The following is a 13,547-nucleotide window of genomic DNA, read 5'->3' as shown; positions in this document are numbered from 1 at the left end:
AATTTATGTAAGTTAGGAAAGATTAGGAAAGAGGTGATACATGTGATCAAATATGTGGTTGGAATTTTCTTATTCGGATCCATCATCGTTACTTCTAACACCACCTATGCACAGCCAAAGGAATGTCCAGATCCCTATACACTTGAAGTCGTTTCCATAGAGAACATACATGAAGTGGAAAAAGCGTTACACCTTCTTGTTCCGATTGCCTATGAAGTGGGAGAATTTCCAGAACTTTATTCAGAATGGGAGACAGTTTCACTAACCCCTTTTCCAAAGACAGAAGGTAAAAAAGAGGAAGAAGATTATTATGGTATGGCTAAACACTTTTGCGGCAAAGAGGTGGCAGACCGATCCTGGCTGGTGCGTTTGCATTTCCCGAAAGTGAAAGCTGCCAGTGGAAGCCAAGGCCAGATCTTTATTGCCAAAAAAGAAGGCAGCGGCTGGTTTGTTTGGTTTAAATATCACTAAAGCCGTATAGAATGGCTGCTCCCATAAAAAAATACTTTTAGTGGAAACGGAGGTATGACAATGGAAAAGCATAATATACGACTGACTTCATCAGAGGTAGCGAATCTATGGGCAAACTACATGGGCGATAGTATGTCTATCTGCGTGTTTACCTATTTTCTGAATCATATAGATGACTTGGAAATCAAACAGGTATTAGAGCACGCCATGGACTTATCCAATCAACATGTCAGGAAAATTGCTGGAATTTTTGAGGGAGAAGGAATTCCCGTTCCCCTTGGTTTTACCAATGAAGATGTGTATCCAAATGCGGAACGATTATTTTCTGACTCCTTTTACCTGCAATATGTGAAGCATATGACAAAGGGAGGACTTGCTACTTACAGTGCAGTTTTACCAAATGTGTTCCGAAATGATATACGTGAATATTATATGTCTTGTATCTCGTCAACGATGGATTTGTTTCAAGAATCCACCAATGTTTTACTGTCGAAAGGACTTGAAACTAGGTCTCCCAACCTAGCCTACCCTTCAAAAGTGGAATTTGTAGAAAAACAAAGCTTTTTAGCTGGCTGGTTTGGTGAACAAAGGCCATTGACCGGACTAGAAGTCACACATTTATATGCCAATATTCAAACAAATAAGCTAGGAGAGACTTTTTGCTTAGGTTTAGCACAGGTGGCGAAACAAAAAGAAGTTAAGGAGTTTATGCTACGAGGAGTCGAGATATGTAAAAAACATATCACCCTTTTTAGTGAGTACCTTCACTCCAATTTCCTTCCTGCCCCTATGACATGGGACCAAGAGGTGACAGGCTCTACCGACTTACCATTTTCAGAAAAACTCATGATGTTTCATGTAGGTTTATTGAGTGAGGCAGGAATGGGGAACTATGGAGTGGCGATGTCACTATCTCCAAGAAGAGATATTGCTTCTATGTATGCTCGGTTGATAACAGAGGTAGGAAAGTTTGCGGAAGATGGAACAAACATAAATATCAAACATCGCTGGATGGAAAAACCGCCTCATGCGATCGACAGAGATGAACTAACGAAATAGAAAAAGAAACGCTTAGGTAGCACTTCACACCCAAGCGTTTTTGTGTTATTTATTTAAGTCTTTCTTTGTAATTTCACTACGAATATCTTTTTCCCTTGAGAATTCTGTATCTTGCTTTTTGTTGTTCGGATACTTATTTTTACGTTCGCGGTTATCGTTTCGGTTGGTCATGGTTTCACTCCTTTCTATGTAGTCGAGTTATTATTTGCATACAGTGGATTTTTTTATCCTACATATTAATGGAAGTTTCTTCTGCAGGGGACTAAGTTTGAGTTTAGAACATCATCCATATATTAGTAGACCAAGGGCACTAACCCAGCATTCAATTCCCTCAATTTCCAAAAACAAAGCACAAACTCCACCAAACACCCCCAACAATTCCCACCACATGGTACAATAAAAGACATCTAAACCATCGGATCTCATGTCATAAAGGAGTCCCACCACCATGCCAATCGCAGCTAACTCGATATTCAACACATACAAACAAAAGATTCAATCCCTGCCGTACATCGCAGAGGACACGATTAAGTCAGACACCTTTCTACTGGAATCAAACGAGAAAAAGAAGATTGAAATCTACTATGCACCCTTTGAATATGTGAACAACACTGCCAAAATAGTTATCATTGGGATCACTCCCGGATACTTTCAAATGCAGCAATCCTATACAACGATCTGGAATCATCGCGACCAAGAGATTTCCGACGAAAAACTACTACATGAAGTGAAAAAACAGTCGAGCTTTCAAGGGCCTATGCGGAAGAATCTGATTACTATGCTGGATGAGCTGGGGCTACATAAATATCTAGAAATTCCATCATCCACGAACCTGTTTGATACACACGCTCATTTGGTTCAAACCAATTCGGTCATAAAGTATCCAGTGTTTTATCGAGGAAAAAATTACAATGGTTCTACACCAAATATGATCCGAACAGATACCCTTTTGTCTTATATAAAAGAGGGGTTTGTTCAAGAAATTAACATGATAGACAAACCCTTACTCATTCCACTTGGTGTGAATGTTTCTCAACTGCTCGATTTTTTAATTGAAAAAGAGCTCATCAATGAGCATACAATTCTCCGCGGCTTCCCGCATCCTTCTGGTGGAAACGGTCATCGCCACCGTCAGTTTGCTGAAAATATAGAAGCTATGAAGTGTTACTTACGAGCATATTTTCAATCATAAAAAGAAGGTGTTACTTTGAAGAAAATCAGCATTTACTTATTACTAGGGATTAACTTATTTTACATTGTCAATTTTTTAGTAAACTTTGAACATACCTTTCTTGAATGGTATTGGCTGGTCTTTTTTGTCATTGGACTGGGTTTCTCTATTTTTTATTTGTTAAAACCAAACAAAGACAACCCATACATATTGATTGCATTATTAGTGACGAGCCTGAGTTCAATTGGATTTTATGGTTTTCAATATTTTCTTTCACATCTTATGCGATAGATAGAAGGGGGATCAACCTGTATGAGTGTAATAACAAAAACACCAGAGCCACCTTATTACGCGGTGATTTTTTCCTCGCAAAGAACGGATGGGGACAATGGATATGGAGCAATGGCCAATAAAATGGTCGAATTAGCCTCCAACCAACAAGGTTTTTTAGGAGTAGAAAGTGCCCGAGATGAACAATTGGGAATTACGGTATCTTACTGGGACTCCATCGAAGCGATTCAAGCGTGGAAAGAGCATTCCGCACACATCATCGCACAGGAAAAGGGAAAATCCGAATGGTATCAGTCTTTCTCTTTAAGAGTGTGCAAAGTCGAAAGACAAAGCTTTTTTTGAATTGTAAAAAAAGACATCCGACTAAGATTGGATGTCTTTTCCATGAATTCTTCTTTTGATTTCCTCTATATCCGTATTACTGTACTGACTAGTTCCTTTGCCACCTGTTTGAGCCAGTAACGCCTTTACTTCATTATAAGACAAGCCGGATTCGGCATTCTGCCTTTTGACCTCATTGATATCCGTTCCAACCTCTGTATATTCCTTGTGATCCATATAATAACCTCCTGACTACTATCTTCTTACTCTTTCTTGTAAACGCTGAAATTATGTAATGGAAGCATCTTAACTTGCAAACAATGTAAGTGGTAGAAAAAGTTTATCAAGATAGGAGTTATTTTATGACCAAATTAATCAACTTACCAGCGTTACTCATCCTAGATGTCCAAAAAGGGTTTGATGATCCATACTGGGGCAAAAGGAACAATCCCAAGGCAGAGGAAAACATGGCTCGTTTGCAAGCGGAGTGGAGGAAGAGGAAGGGTACGATCATTTACTCCAAGCATCTTTCCGTTCAACCCCAATCACCACTACATCATACGAACAAGGAAGGAACAGAGTTTAAAGACATGATCAAACCAGAACCAAATGAAACCGTTTTTACGAAACAAGTGAACAGTGCCTTTATAGGAACAGAGCTGGGAACGTATTTCAGTGAGCAGCAAATAAAAACGGTTGTTATCACAGGACTTTCTACACAGCATTGTGTATCAACCACCACAAGAATGAGTGGGAACCTCGGGCTTCAAACCTATCTTGTTTCAGATGCAATTGCTGCTTTTGAGATTACCGATCACAAAGGGAAGAAGCACTCTGCTGATACGGTTCAAGAGCTTGAATTGGCTATGCTCCACAAAGAATTTGCTACGATTTTAACAACTGATGAAATTATTAATCAACTCGATCAGCTTTAATTTTTATGTAAAGCGCAGGGGGGAGCTCTGCGCTATTTATCTAGTTTAAAAAAATTTAAGAAGCGATGGTACGGACATTTGGATAATGACGTATCATCATCTCGTAAAAAATATTGTCTCCACTCAAAATTATCTTCTGACCCATAGCTATTTAAATCGGAGTGGATTGAAATAGAATCGTATTTCGCCAAGCGTTTTCGTACCCGCTTTTTAATATTTTTGGCATAAGATGCATGTTTACCAAATTCTTGTAACACCCATCTTGGGGTAATCGCAAGCATCATCGTATCAAAATGCCTGCTTTGTCGATTTTGGTGAGAGGGGGTGGCGCAGTACATAAAGTATTTTTCCCCATGAAAACAAAACTCCCAAACCGGATCATGAGGATCAGTAGGAACGTCTTCAGGCCACAGCATCCCGTCAATCGCGGAAAGACCACCTAATTGCTGCCAAAACAGCTGTTCAAACTGTTCCACTGTATATGTTTTTTCTACTTCTTTTGGAATTTCATAAAAAACAATAAGTGACGTATAGTTACCAATACCTTTTGATTCCTCTGTGAACGTTTCTAATAGTTCTGCTAGTTCATGAATAGAAGAAGAGTCTCTTGGATCACCTACAAAGCCATAGCGAAGTTGATTAGTGGAAAATCCAATAGTAGCTGGTATGCAAGGGAATGGTCTTTCTTTATCCGTCATTTTTGCTTCGAATTTTTCGAGAGCATTTCTTTCCCATGGGGCTAGTTGTTCTCGTAATATCACTTCATCTTTATATAAACCTTTGATAATGATCACCTCACAAAAGCTTTTATAATATATTCCAAAAAGCTTTTGCTGGATGAATGTCCTAGTGAAATTGGGCGATTGTGAATAACTAAACTGAGGATTAAGCCCATGAAGACCATTCGTAACAAGATTCAAGATAAAAAAGGTCTTCATCATGAAAATGAAGACCTTTCAGAACAATATTTAATCCATAAACGGTCTTCAAACCACCCATCATGGATCAACCCCAAAATCGAACCAGCTTACGCTTGCTCCTCAGACGTAACTCCCAATCGCTCCATAATTCTTCTTTTCCGATACAGCATAACTCCGACTTCTGCCAGGTCATTAATCATCGAGCGGTTGGTGAAGGCGCCGAATACCATTCCTGCGATAGGGACCATTTGAAAGAGTTTTTTCCATCCGAATTGATCTCGGTATGTATACACGACTTCTCGCCAGCCTTGAAGCTGAGACATCATTTCACCCGATTGACTGCCGTTTTGGTAGTAACCCGATAACTCCTTGAGAATAGCCTTTTTTCCAACAATATCAGCTGATGAAAATTGTAAGCATTTGATGATAAAGATTCGCTCGCTTTTTTCGTTTGGATCGTAGCCGTGAATGATGGCGATTTCTTGCAGTGTTTTTAATGAGATGGCTAAAAGCGCGGGTACATCAATCGCGAGAGTGAAGATTCCTCCGATTCCTGTTGTTGCTCCTTGGACCGTTGCGACCTTTTTCCGGTTTTCCGTTAATTTTTGACTTACCGTATTCATAGTGGAAAGAGGGATTTCTTTTATCTCCGCTATGCTCTCTATTGATTGGTTTGTTTCTTTTTCGATGAGCTCAAATAGCTGTTTTTCCGATACTAAATATTTTCCACCAGTTTGAATGTAATTTCCAATTTCATCTAATAAAACTCCCACTTTATTGTGAACAAACTGCGGGGTAATTTTATCTAGTAATTTAAAAGGAAGTCTTCCAAGTCGTTCCCAAATCCACAAATTCCCTTGGTCCTTTTCCCATTGTTCAATAATAGCAAGTTCTTTTTTTAACTCTTCTTCCTTTTCCAATATAATCATCCTTATTTCTCTCCGTTTTCCTCAGTTTTTCATTTTCATCATTATTCTAATCATTTGATACGTGATTACCTGTAAAAAGGTTTCAAAACTATCTTCCAAAAAACATGATTAAGAGGGGAAAGGTCATACTAAGATTATTCAATACATAGAGGTGATAGTGATGGATAACGCATTTGATTATGAAGATATACAATTGATCCCAAACAAATCGATCGTAAACAGCCGGACGGAGTGTGATACAAGTGTGACGTTTGGTGGTCATACGTTTCGATTGCCGGTGGTGCCTGCGAATATGCAGACCATTGTGGATGAAAAAATTTCCGTGTTTCTAGCAGAAAATAATTATTTTTACATTATGCATCGTTTTCAACCAGAAACGCGAATACATTTTGTAAAAGATATGAAGGCACGTGGGTTGTACGCCTCGATTAGTGTTGGTGTAAAGGAAGAGGAGTATCCATTTATTGAACAACTAGCAAAGGAAAATCTGTCTCCTGAATTTATAACGATTGATATTGCGCATGGACATTCGAATGCGGTGATCAATATGATTCACCACATTAAGAAGCATTTGCCTTCTAGCTTTGTGATTGCAGGCAATGTGGGAACACCAGAGGCAGTAAGAGAGTTGGAGAATGCGGGTGCTGATGCGACGAAGGTTGGAATTGGACCAGGGAAAGTTTGCATTACAAAAATAAAAACAGGCTTCGGAACAGGTGGATGGCAATTAGCGGCCCTTCGATGGTGTGCGAAAGCAGCTAGTAAACCAATCATTGCAGACGGGGGAATTCGGACTCACGGCGATATTGCTAAATCGGTTCGCTTTGGTGCCTCCATGGTCATGATTGGTTCGCTGTTTGCGGGTCATGAAGAATCACCAGGAGAAACAGTAGAGAAAGATGGGAAAAAGTATAAAGAGTATTTCGGCTCTGCCTCTGAATTCCAAAAAGGGGAACGAAAAAATGTCGAAGGAAAGAAAATGCATGTGGAATTCAGAGGATCTTTAAAGGACACGTTGATCGAAATGGAGCAAGATTTACAATCATCTATATCGTATGCAGGAGGAAACAAGCTGTCAGCGATTCGAACGGTTGATTATGTGATTGTGAAGAACTCGATCTTTAACGGAGATAAGGTCTATTAACAAAAAGAAAGTGAGCATTACCCAAAGGGGCTGCTCACTTTCCTATTTCTTTTGTCCTTATATCGCTGGAAAAATCCAATGGCTAACATAAGCCAAAAAGCACAAATAAAATACCCCGCTAAAATGTCACTCGGATAATGAACACCGAGATAAATTCGACTAATACCTATCGAAAGGATCACGATACCACTCAAAATGATATGAATCGTCCGTTTAAAGGAGGTATTAATATGACGCCACAAAAGAAAAGTTAGTACCCCATATAAAGCGAAGGCCATGGTTGCATGACCACTTGGAAAGCTATAATTACTCGCTTCAGCTAAACGATGCAAATCAGGTCTTGCCCGGTGAAAGAACATTTTTAACGAGAGGAAAAGAATATTCGCCCCTAACATGACCGCTAAAAATAATACTAATTCAGCTCTGTGGTTCAATACTTTGTAAAGAAGAAAGAGACTGACAAATGTAAGGAGTATCACTGGTATGGTATCCCCAATAAACGTGAAAAATCTCATAATAGTGGTCAACCAAGGAGCTTCTAAACCTTGAACATAAGAAATGATACTGCTATCAAAAGAGACAATGGTATTTCTTTCTACTAAAAGTGCCATCACACTAAATGCTAGTAAAGAGACTAGGCTGATAATAAATGCGATGAGTAGTTGAGTTTTTAATATCATGAAGGACTCCAGTTTTTTTCATAATAACGTTTTGACACCATCATACATTTTAAAATAAGTGCTCGGACGACAATTCCAAGAATAATGTAATAAACGAAGGAATACAAGTAATTCCACTTGATATACCGAACGAAGTGAAGCCATTCACAAAAGGGTTCACCGACAAAGGCGTAGGCGACTGCCATGATGACTTGGGCAATAATAAAAGACTTCCATGTTTGAAAATATTGAAATAGCAGGATAAAAGCAACAGGTACCATGGACACATCAAATGGAAAACCCCTTGGTATGACGGGCAGAAACTCCACCGGATACTCCCAAAAGGAAAACTGCATCCCCACGGTATCCAAAAGGAGAGTCACATTCATCACAATCATACCGAACAGGAGAGACTCCACAAACCATTTCCTTTTTTTCATAATAAACCAAAGAATCCATGGAACAACAAAAAAACTGAGTAAGACCCACCATTCCCATGTTAAAAATTCATTCTCAAGCCATCCTTTAGCATCTAACACAAATAACTCATCTTCTAAGAACCGAACGTCTTCAAGGTTTTCTTCACGATTGCCCATAGTAACCACCTGCTATTTTTACTAGTTAACCTTCCCCGGTTCCTCAGCGACTTTTTCCTTAGAAAGAAACCAACCCAAAACGGCAATTAATAACAATACCGACCAAAAGGTTAGTTTCCATTCTGTTGATTTTGGAAATGCCTTTGGTAGATATCCTAAATCAGGATGAGCAAGGGTGTATACTGCCAATTTAACACCAACCCAACCGACGATAAAGAAAGCAGCCGTTTCTATCCCAGGTTTTTTATTGAGAATTCCTACAAAGAAATTAGCGGCGAACCTCATGATTACTAAACCGATAATTCCACCTGCCAAAATAACTAAAAATTGTCCACCATCCAATTCCCCAATAGGAGGTAGTGGGGTTTCTGGCAGGGCAACAGCAAACGCTACGGCTGCTAAAATCGCATCTACAGCAAACGCTAAATCGGCTAACTCGACTTTTAAAACTGTCATCCAGAAACTTGAACCTTGCTTTTCATCTCCAGTTTTCTTATTTTCTCCTTTTCTTAAAACAAACTTCTTAAAGATATGATTGAGAGAAATAAACAAAAGGTAAAGAGACCCGATCGCTTGGACCTGCCATACATCGACTAAAAAAGAAATGATAAACAACGAACCAAACCGAAAGATAAATGCACCGGCTAAACCGTAAAATAAGGCTTTTTTCCTTCTTTCTTCCGGTAAATGTTTAACCATTATGGCAATGACTAATGCATTATCTGCTGCCAAAATCCCTTCTAATCCGATTAACACAATTAAAACCCAAAGATATTCGAGTAATAGAGCGGTGTCCATATCAGTTCAACTCCTAATCCTCAAAATAACAACCTACTATTTGTTACTTTGGCTTTAATTAAAATTAATATACTGTTCTTACAAGGCAAAAACCGCAGGAGCTCCTGCGGTAAAAGGTTTATTTTTCAAGTGAATGATACTCTATTTTAATTTCCTTTAAGGTCTTGTCAAACTCTTCACCCCAAAGGTCGTTAATCGTATGAAACGCGACCTCACCATCACTATTTAACATTCCATAGCCTCTATAAGCCATGTCACCATTTTTCATACCAAATAAATCGATCAATTCTAGCTCAGGGTCAGATATGAAAGAGATGCTACTCCCAAACATGTCTACAATAGCTTGATATAACTGCAATTGTTGATCAGGAGTATCGCCACTTACAATATACATATTCACATCTAAATCTTCTAACTGTGAAATATTTTCATGCAGCTGAACCAGCTGCTGTTGGCAGTGTGTTCAGGTGTATGTGGTGATAAAAAAGAATAGTGTTGGTTTCTCTTGCGGGAAGGTGACTTCCTTGTTATCTTGGTCAAGCAAAGCCAGCTTGCCATCCATTTTCTCTGTTCCGCAACCGCTTAAGAGAAGGAGGAAGGCTAATAAGCTAAATAATCGTTTCATTTTCATTGTTACACCATAACCTAGTCTTTATAGTTGAGCTTGAGTTTCTTTCGTTGGGATTTTTGAATCCAGGCTGTACATAGAGCTGCCGGTTATTGATAAAAAGACAGCGATAGTTAGTAAAACAACGTCTAATTCATATCCTCCCATAAAACCTGCACCAATTTTTACTTTTACAATAGCACCTACCATGATAAGTGCAAGGAGGGCAGATACAATTTTCGTTCTTAGTCCAACGATTAACGCAACACCGCCAATAAGCTCAATACCAGTAACTACATAAGCAAGTATTCCTGGCAGTCCCATACTAGAAAACCATCCAGCCGTATTTTCAATTCCTCCTTGTAGTTTGGCTAAACCATGGACAAAGAAGGTAATTCCTAGCACAACCCTTAGTAGCAGGGCTCCTATTTCGTGTTTGTTCATTGATTCATTCTCCTCTCATATAAATTAAAACTACATAATGTAGTGTAAAACCAAAAAAATATTAGGCAGTGGTGAGTAAAACCATGCCTATGAAAAAAAGTAACACGTGAACAGAAATGAAGATGTTTCTTGTAGTCAGCTTGATCGGGATCGCTTCGTTTGGTTCAACTAATTGCTGAAGCCGAAAGTTAATGGAACCACCAGAAAAATGAACCAAAGAAGGGGTGTCCTTTAATGAAACATGGTACTTAATTAGCTTGATTAATGCCGAGCTTAGCTCCATTTCTGACCCCATTTTTCGTACCGCATACTCATCAGCAAGTATTTCACTAATGATACTATAGTTTTGTTGACACCATTGGGTTAGCGGAATAAACCACAAGGACTGGGCAATTAGCTCTAACATAAAGACCTTTAACGGATCATGGTTGTTTTTATGAAAAGTCTCGTGCTCGATTACTGCTCTTAACTCATCATTTTCAAGCATCTGGATTAATCCTGTTGATAGAACGATCGTGGGTTTGATGTACCCCATGGTGAAGGCAAGTACGGAATCACTTTTGACAACAATCAAATTTTCGTTATGACCATACGTAGTTCGTATCAACGAGGTTAACTCGTTATCCTTGCATTCCAATAATCGCCTAGAAAACCTCTTAGATACGATTACTTGTCTACCTATTTTTATTATGGTTATTAAAAAAATATAGGTGAGAAGGGTGTTAACGAGAAAAATAACTAAAAAATAATAAAAGGAATCTTCCATAAATAAGCTTAAGCAAAATTTAAAAAAGTTCATTTTTAGCTGTGTTCCAAAAATCAAATGAGTAAGAAACATTCCCATTTGAACCCATATGAGTGTTGCTAACCCAAGGCTTAGTAAAAGTAAGTAGAGTGATTTCTTTTTCCACCACATCATAACTTGTCCTTTTTTAATTGTTGAATTTTTAATTCGAGTTTATTTAATAACGTCTCATCCACGTCGGTGAGGGAATCAATCATGTGACTGATCACAACACCCCCGAATTCATCGAGTAAATTTTCGGTCAGTTTTTTGGACTGTTCCTCCAAAAATTCCTCTTTCGTTTGAATAGGACTGAATAGGGAAACACGGCCACTTGCTCGTTTTTTTAGGACCCCTTTATCTACCAGTCGATTCATGACCGTCATGACGGTATTAAAGTTGATATTTTTTTCAGAATCAAGGATTTGCTGTACTTCTTTAATACTGAATTCACCTTGATCACTGTTCCAAAAAAGCTCCATAATTCTTGCTTCTAACGGACCAAAGAAACGAGAAAGTCCTTCCTCATTATACTTAAATCGCTTTATAGACAAGCTGATCACCTTCCACTACTGATTGTAGTGTGAAATGAAAAGATAATCAAGTGAAAAACATCCTAATTTAAAGAGAAAGGGAAGATGTCGATAAAAGCACACGGAAGTTTTACAATCATTCGCTATATGATGCAAACAATTTATGGTAAATTAGTTTAGTAATGTATAAATGGAATAATTTGTACAAACGAAAGAAGGAATTCATAAATGACACAATTAAAACAAAGCCATTTAAAACTTGTGATTGCTGGGCTTCTCTTAAGTATCTTGATGGCATCTATGGATAATACCATCGTTGCAACGGCCATGGGAACGATTGTTGGTGAGCTTGGAGGATTTGATAAGTTTGTATGGGTGACTTCCGCCTATATGGTCGCAGAGATGGCAGGTATGCCCATTTTCGGAAAGCTTTCGGATATGTTTGGCAGGAAGAAATTTTTTATTTTTGGGTTACTCGTCTTTTTAGGTGGGTCGATTTTATGTGGAACAGCAGACACGATTACACAATTAAGTATTTATCGAGCCATTCAAGGAATTGGGGCAGGGGCTTTGATTCCGATTGCCTTTACGATTATGTTTGATACGGTTTCGATCGAGCAACGCGGGAAATTAGGAGGATTATTTGGTGCAGTGTTTGGACTCTCTAGTATTTTCGGACCGCTTTTAGGTGCTTATATTACCGATTATATTAGCTGGGAATGGGTGTTTTATGTGAACATTCCGATTGGGATTTTGGCCTTTGCTTTTATCGCGTTTTTTTACAAAGAGTCCGCTGTTCATGAGAAGCAAAGAATCGACTGGTGGGGGGCTCTCACATTAGTAGGTGCTATCGTTAGCGTCATGTTTGCACTGGAGTTAGGCGGGAATGAATATGCGTGGGATTCTTCTGTTATCCTTGGACTGTTTACATCCTTTGTAGTTCTTTTTATCATTTTTATACTTATTGAGAGAAGAGTCGCTGAGCCTATTATATCTTTCCCCATGTTTAATGTTCGTTTGTTTACAACCAGTAATGTTATTGGTCTATTTAGTGGAATGGCGTTTATTACCGCATCCGTTTATATCCCAATCTATATTCAAGGCGTATTAGGTGGGACGGCAACCAACTCGGGCCTCGTCCTTTTACCGATGATGCTTGGATCGGTTGTTTCGGCGACAATGGGTGGATTTTTGATGAATAAGGTAAGATACCGGACAATCTTAGTCTTTTTTTCTATCATCCTTTTAGTGGGGATGACTTTACTTACCACATTAGATGGTAATTCAAGTCGTTTATCCGTAACCATTTATATGATTATTACCGGTCTAGGTATTGGAGCAACCTTTTCCGTTCTACCAAATGCAGCTATTCATCATTTTGAACCGTCTCAACGTGGTTCTGTTAACTCAACCGTTTCCTTTGTTCGTTCATTAGGGATGACATTGGGAATAACGGTATTTGGAATCCTACAAAGAAATGAATTCACTTCTAGTCTGGAGGAAACTTTTTCTGGGATGGGTGGAGGAGTGAATCCATCTATGTCAAATGACCCGAGAGAACTGCTCTCCCAAGAGGCACGTGCACAAATTCCAGGACCCATATTAGATAAAATCACCGATCTCTTGTCATCGTCGATCGCATATACGTTTATGTGGGCTCTTATTCCATCCGCCCTAGCAATGCTCGCTGCCTTTTTCATGTCAAAAGAGCGGTTAAGTGAGTCCGTAGAGTATAGTCAATCAAAGGACCACTTGTAAACACCTTCACTTTAGAAGGTGTTTATTTTTTGAAGAAATAGTATGATATATTTGGTAGTGATTGTAACTAGGGAGCGGAAATAGTATGAACATTTCGATGTCAGAAAACTATATTAGAGTTTTAAAT

General features: G+C 38.7%; 18 protein-coding genes and 1 pseudogene. 7 read left to right on the top strand and 12 right to left on the bottom strand.

The window, feature by feature from the left end:
* Positions 1 to 42: 42 nt before the first annotated feature.
* Positions 43 to 471 carry a hypothetical protein gene (locus ACRX5O_RS05140; RefSeq protein ID WP_433904944.1) on the top strand — a complete coding sequence of 143 codons (429 nt, stop codon included), beginning with the start codon at positions 43 to 45 and terminating at the stop codon, positions 469 to 471.
* 60 nt (positions 472 to 531) lie between these two features.
* A complete protein-coding gene (locus ACRX5O_RS05135; RefSeq protein WP_433904943.1) occupies positions 532 to 1,530 on the top strand; it encodes a DUF3231 family protein in 999 nt (332 codons plus the stop codon).
* Between the two features lie 45 nt (positions 1,531 to 1,575).
* On the opposite strand, the gene ACRX5O_RS05130 is transcribed toward ACRX5O_RS05135, so the two are convergent.
* Positions 1,576 to 1,701 (bottom strand): hypothetical protein, encoded by a 126-nt coding sequence (locus ACRX5O_RS05130; protein ID WP_433904942.1) that lies wholly within the window; start codon positions 1,699 to 1,701, stop codon positions 1,576 to 1,578.
* A gap of 277 nt (positions 1,702 to 1,978) precedes the next feature.
* Here ACRX5O_RS05130 and ACRX5O_RS05125 point away from each other — a divergent pair, with 277 nt between their 5' ends.
* Together ACRX5O_RS05125 and ACRX5O_RS05120 are read left to right on the top strand one after the other, a co-directional pair.
* Positions 1,979 to 2,722 (top strand): hypothetical protein, encoded by a 744-nt coding sequence (locus tag ACRX5O_RS05125; RefSeq protein WP_433904941.1) that lies wholly within the window; start codon positions 1,979 to 1,981, stop codon positions 2,720 to 2,722.
* 291 nt (positions 2,723 to 3,013) lie between these two features.
* The gene (locus ACRX5O_RS05120) at positions 3,014 to 3,334 is read left to right on the top strand and encodes an antibiotic biosynthesis monooxygenase family protein (protein WP_433904940.1); all 321 of its coding nucleotides are present in this window, start codon (positions 3,014 to 3,016) and stop codon (positions 3,332 to 3,334) included.
* Between the two features lie 21 nt (positions 3,335 to 3,355).
* On the opposite strand, the gene ACRX5O_RS05115 is transcribed toward ACRX5O_RS05120, so the two are convergent.
* Positions 3,356 to 3,550 (bottom strand): gamma-type small acid-soluble spore protein, encoded by a 195-nt coding sequence (locus tag ACRX5O_RS05115; protein WP_433904939.1) that lies wholly within the window; start codon positions 3,548 to 3,550, stop codon positions 3,356 to 3,358.
* A 125-nt stretch (positions 3,551 to 3,675) separates the two neighbouring features.
* Here ACRX5O_RS05115 and ACRX5O_RS05110 point away from each other — a divergent pair, with 125 nt between their 5' ends.
* Positions 3,676 to 4,248, top strand: coding sequence for an isochorismatase family protein (locus ACRX5O_RS05110; RefSeq protein WP_433904938.1), 573 nt, complete (start codon positions 3,676 to 3,678; stop codon positions 4,246 to 4,248).
* A gap of 32 nt (positions 4,249 to 4,280) precedes the next feature.
* Here the strand turns inward: ACRX5O_RS05110 and ACRX5O_RS05105 are convergent, their stop codons facing one another.
* Together ACRX5O_RS05105 and ACRX5O_RS05100 are read right to left on the bottom strand one after the other, a co-directional pair.
* Positions 4,281 to 5,189 (bottom strand): YqcI/YcgG family protein, encoded by a 909-nt coding sequence (locus tag ACRX5O_RS05105; RefSeq protein WP_433904937.1) that lies wholly within the window; start codon positions 5,187 to 5,189, stop codon positions 4,281 to 4,283.
* Between the two features lie 86 nt (positions 5,190 to 5,275).
* The gene (locus ACRX5O_RS05100) at positions 5,276 to 6,088 is read right to left on the bottom strand and encodes an EcsC family protein (protein WP_433905200.1); all 813 of its coding nucleotides are present in this window, start codon (positions 6,086 to 6,088) and stop codon (positions 5,276 to 5,278) included.
* Positions 6,089 to 6,257: 169 nt separating this feature from the next.
* Between ACRX5O_RS05100 and guaC the strand changes: the two genes are divergently transcribed.
* Positions 6,258 to 7,241, top strand: coding sequence for a GMP reductase (gene guaC / locus ACRX5O_RS05095; protein WP_433904936.1), 984 nt, complete (start codon positions 6,258 to 6,260; stop codon positions 7,239 to 7,241).
* Positions 7,242 to 7,258: 17 nt separating this feature from the next.
* Here the strand turns inward: guaC and ACRX5O_RS05090 are convergent, their stop codons facing one another.
* From ACRX5O_RS05090 to ACRX5O_RS05055, 8 genes and pseudogenes are all read right to left on the bottom strand, one after another.
* Positions 7,259 to 7,921, bottom strand: a complete 663-nt coding sequence (locus ACRX5O_RS05090; RefSeq protein WP_433904935.1) for a phosphatase PAP2 family protein — start codon at positions 7,919 to 7,921, stop codon at positions 7,259 to 7,261.
* On the bottom strand, positions 7,918 to 8,496 hold the full coding sequence (locus ACRX5O_RS05085) for a CBO0543 family protein (RefSeq protein WP_433904934.1): 579 nt from the start codon (positions 8,494 to 8,496) through the stop codon (positions 7,918 to 7,920). The genes ACRX5O_RS05090 and ACRX5O_RS05085 overlap by 4 nt, the downstream gene beginning before the upstream one ends.
* Positions 8,497 to 8,517: 21 nt before the next feature.
* The gene (locus ACRX5O_RS05080) at positions 8,518 to 9,294 is read right to left on the bottom strand and encodes a TerC family protein (RefSeq protein WP_433904933.1); all 777 of its coding nucleotides are present in this window, start codon (positions 9,292 to 9,294) and stop codon (positions 8,518 to 8,520) included.
* Positions 9,295 to 9,412: 118 nt separating this feature from the next.
* Positions 9,413 to 9,742: pseudogene (locus ACRX5O_RS05075) on the bottom strand (thioredoxin domain-containing protein); the annotation flags it as partial.
* A gap of 15 nt (positions 9,743 to 9,757) precedes the next feature.
* Entirely contained in the window at positions 9,758 to 9,919 is a 162-nt protein-coding gene (locus ACRX5O_RS05070) for a hypothetical protein (protein ID WP_433904932.1), read from the bottom strand.
* A gap of 27 nt (positions 9,920 to 9,946) precedes the next feature.
* Positions 9,947 to 10,345 (bottom strand): DoxX family protein, encoded by a 399-nt coding sequence (locus tag ACRX5O_RS05065; RefSeq protein WP_433904931.1) that lies wholly within the window; start codon positions 10,343 to 10,345, stop codon positions 9,947 to 9,949.
* A 61-nt stretch (positions 10,346 to 10,406) separates the two neighbouring features.
* Positions 10,407 to 11,111 (bottom strand): M56 family metallopeptidase, encoded by a 705-nt coding sequence (locus ACRX5O_RS05060; RefSeq protein WP_433905199.1) that lies wholly within the window; start codon positions 11,109 to 11,111, stop codon positions 10,407 to 10,409.
* Between the two features lie 149 nt (positions 11,112 to 11,260).
* Entirely contained in the window at positions 11,261 to 11,683 is a 423-nt protein-coding gene (locus ACRX5O_RS05055; protein ID WP_433904930.1) for a BlaI/MecI/CopY family transcriptional regulator, read from the bottom strand.
* A gap of 207 nt (positions 11,684 to 11,890) precedes the next feature.
* Between ACRX5O_RS05055 and ACRX5O_RS05050 the strand changes: the two genes are divergently transcribed.
* A complete protein-coding gene (locus ACRX5O_RS05050) occupies positions 11,891 to 13,420 on the top strand; it encodes an MDR family MFS transporter (protein WP_433904929.1) in 1,530 nt (509 codons plus the stop codon).
* Positions 13,421 to 13,547: the final 127 nt, after the last annotated feature.

This window comes from Robertmurraya mesotrionivorans (assembly GCF_050971805.1).
GTDB lineage: Bacteria > Bacillota > Bacilli > Bacillales > Cytobacillaceae > Robertmurraya_A.
This window is presented reverse-complemented; position numbering and strand designations above follow the sequence as displayed.

Bases quoted from the DNA above. Each gene is read 5' to 3' on its own strand.
- ACRX5O_RS05135 (WP_433904943.1), top strand. From the start codon at position 532: ATGGAAAAGCATAATATACGACTGACTTCATCAGAGGTAGCGAATCTA.
- ACRX5O_RS05130 (WP_433904942.1), bottom strand. From the start codon at position 1,701: ATGACCAACCGAAACGATAACCGCGAACGTAAAAATAAGTATCCGAAC.
- ACRX5O_RS05125 (WP_433904941.1), top strand. From the start codon at position 1,979: ATGCCAATCGCAGCTAACTCGATATTCAACACATACAAACAAAAGATT.
- ACRX5O_RS05120 (WP_433904940.1), top strand. From the start codon at position 3,014: ATGAGTGTAATAACAAAAACACCAGAGCCACCTTATTACGCGGTGATT.
- ACRX5O_RS05115 (WP_433904939.1), bottom strand. From the start codon at position 3,550: ATGGATCACAAGGAATATACAGAGGTTGGAACGGATATCAATGAGGTC.
- ACRX5O_RS05110 (WP_433904938.1), top strand. From the start codon at position 3,676: ATGACCAAATTAATCAACTTACCAGCGTTACTCATCCTAGATGTCCAA.
- ACRX5O_RS05105 (WP_433904937.1), bottom strand. From the start codon at position 5,189: ATGATGAAGACCTTTTTTATCTTGAATCTTGTTACGAATGGTCTTCAT.
- guaC (WP_433904936.1), top strand. From the start codon at position 6,258: ATGGATAACGCATTTGATTATGAAGATATACAATTGATCCCAAACAAA.
- ACRX5O_RS05090 (WP_433904935.1), bottom strand. From the start codon at position 7,921: ATGATATTAAAAACTCAACTACTCATCGCATTTATTATCAGCCTAGTC.
- ACRX5O_RS05085 (WP_433904934.1), bottom strand. From the start codon at position 8,496: ATGGGCAATCGTGAAGAAAACCTTGAAGACGTTCGGTTCTTAGAAGAT.
- ACRX5O_RS05080 (WP_433904933.1), bottom strand. From the start codon at position 9,294: ATGGACACCGCTCTATTACTCGAATATCTTTGGGTTTTAATTGTGTTA.
- ACRX5O_RS05070 (WP_433904932.1), bottom strand. From the start codon at position 9,919: ATGAAACGATTATTTAGCTTATTAGCCTTCCTCCTTCTCTTAAGCGGT.
- ACRX5O_RS05065 (WP_433904931.1), bottom strand. From the start codon at position 10,345: ATGAACAAACACGAAATAGGAGCCCTGCTACTAAGGGTTGTGCTAGGA.
- ACRX5O_RS05060 (WP_433905199.1), bottom strand. From the start codon at position 11,111: ATGGAAGATTCCTTTTATTATTTTTTAGTTATTTTTCTCGTTAACACC.
- ACRX5O_RS05050 (WP_433904929.1), top strand. From the start codon at position 11,891: ATGACACAATTAAAACAAAGCCATTTAAAACTTGTGATTGCTGGGCTT.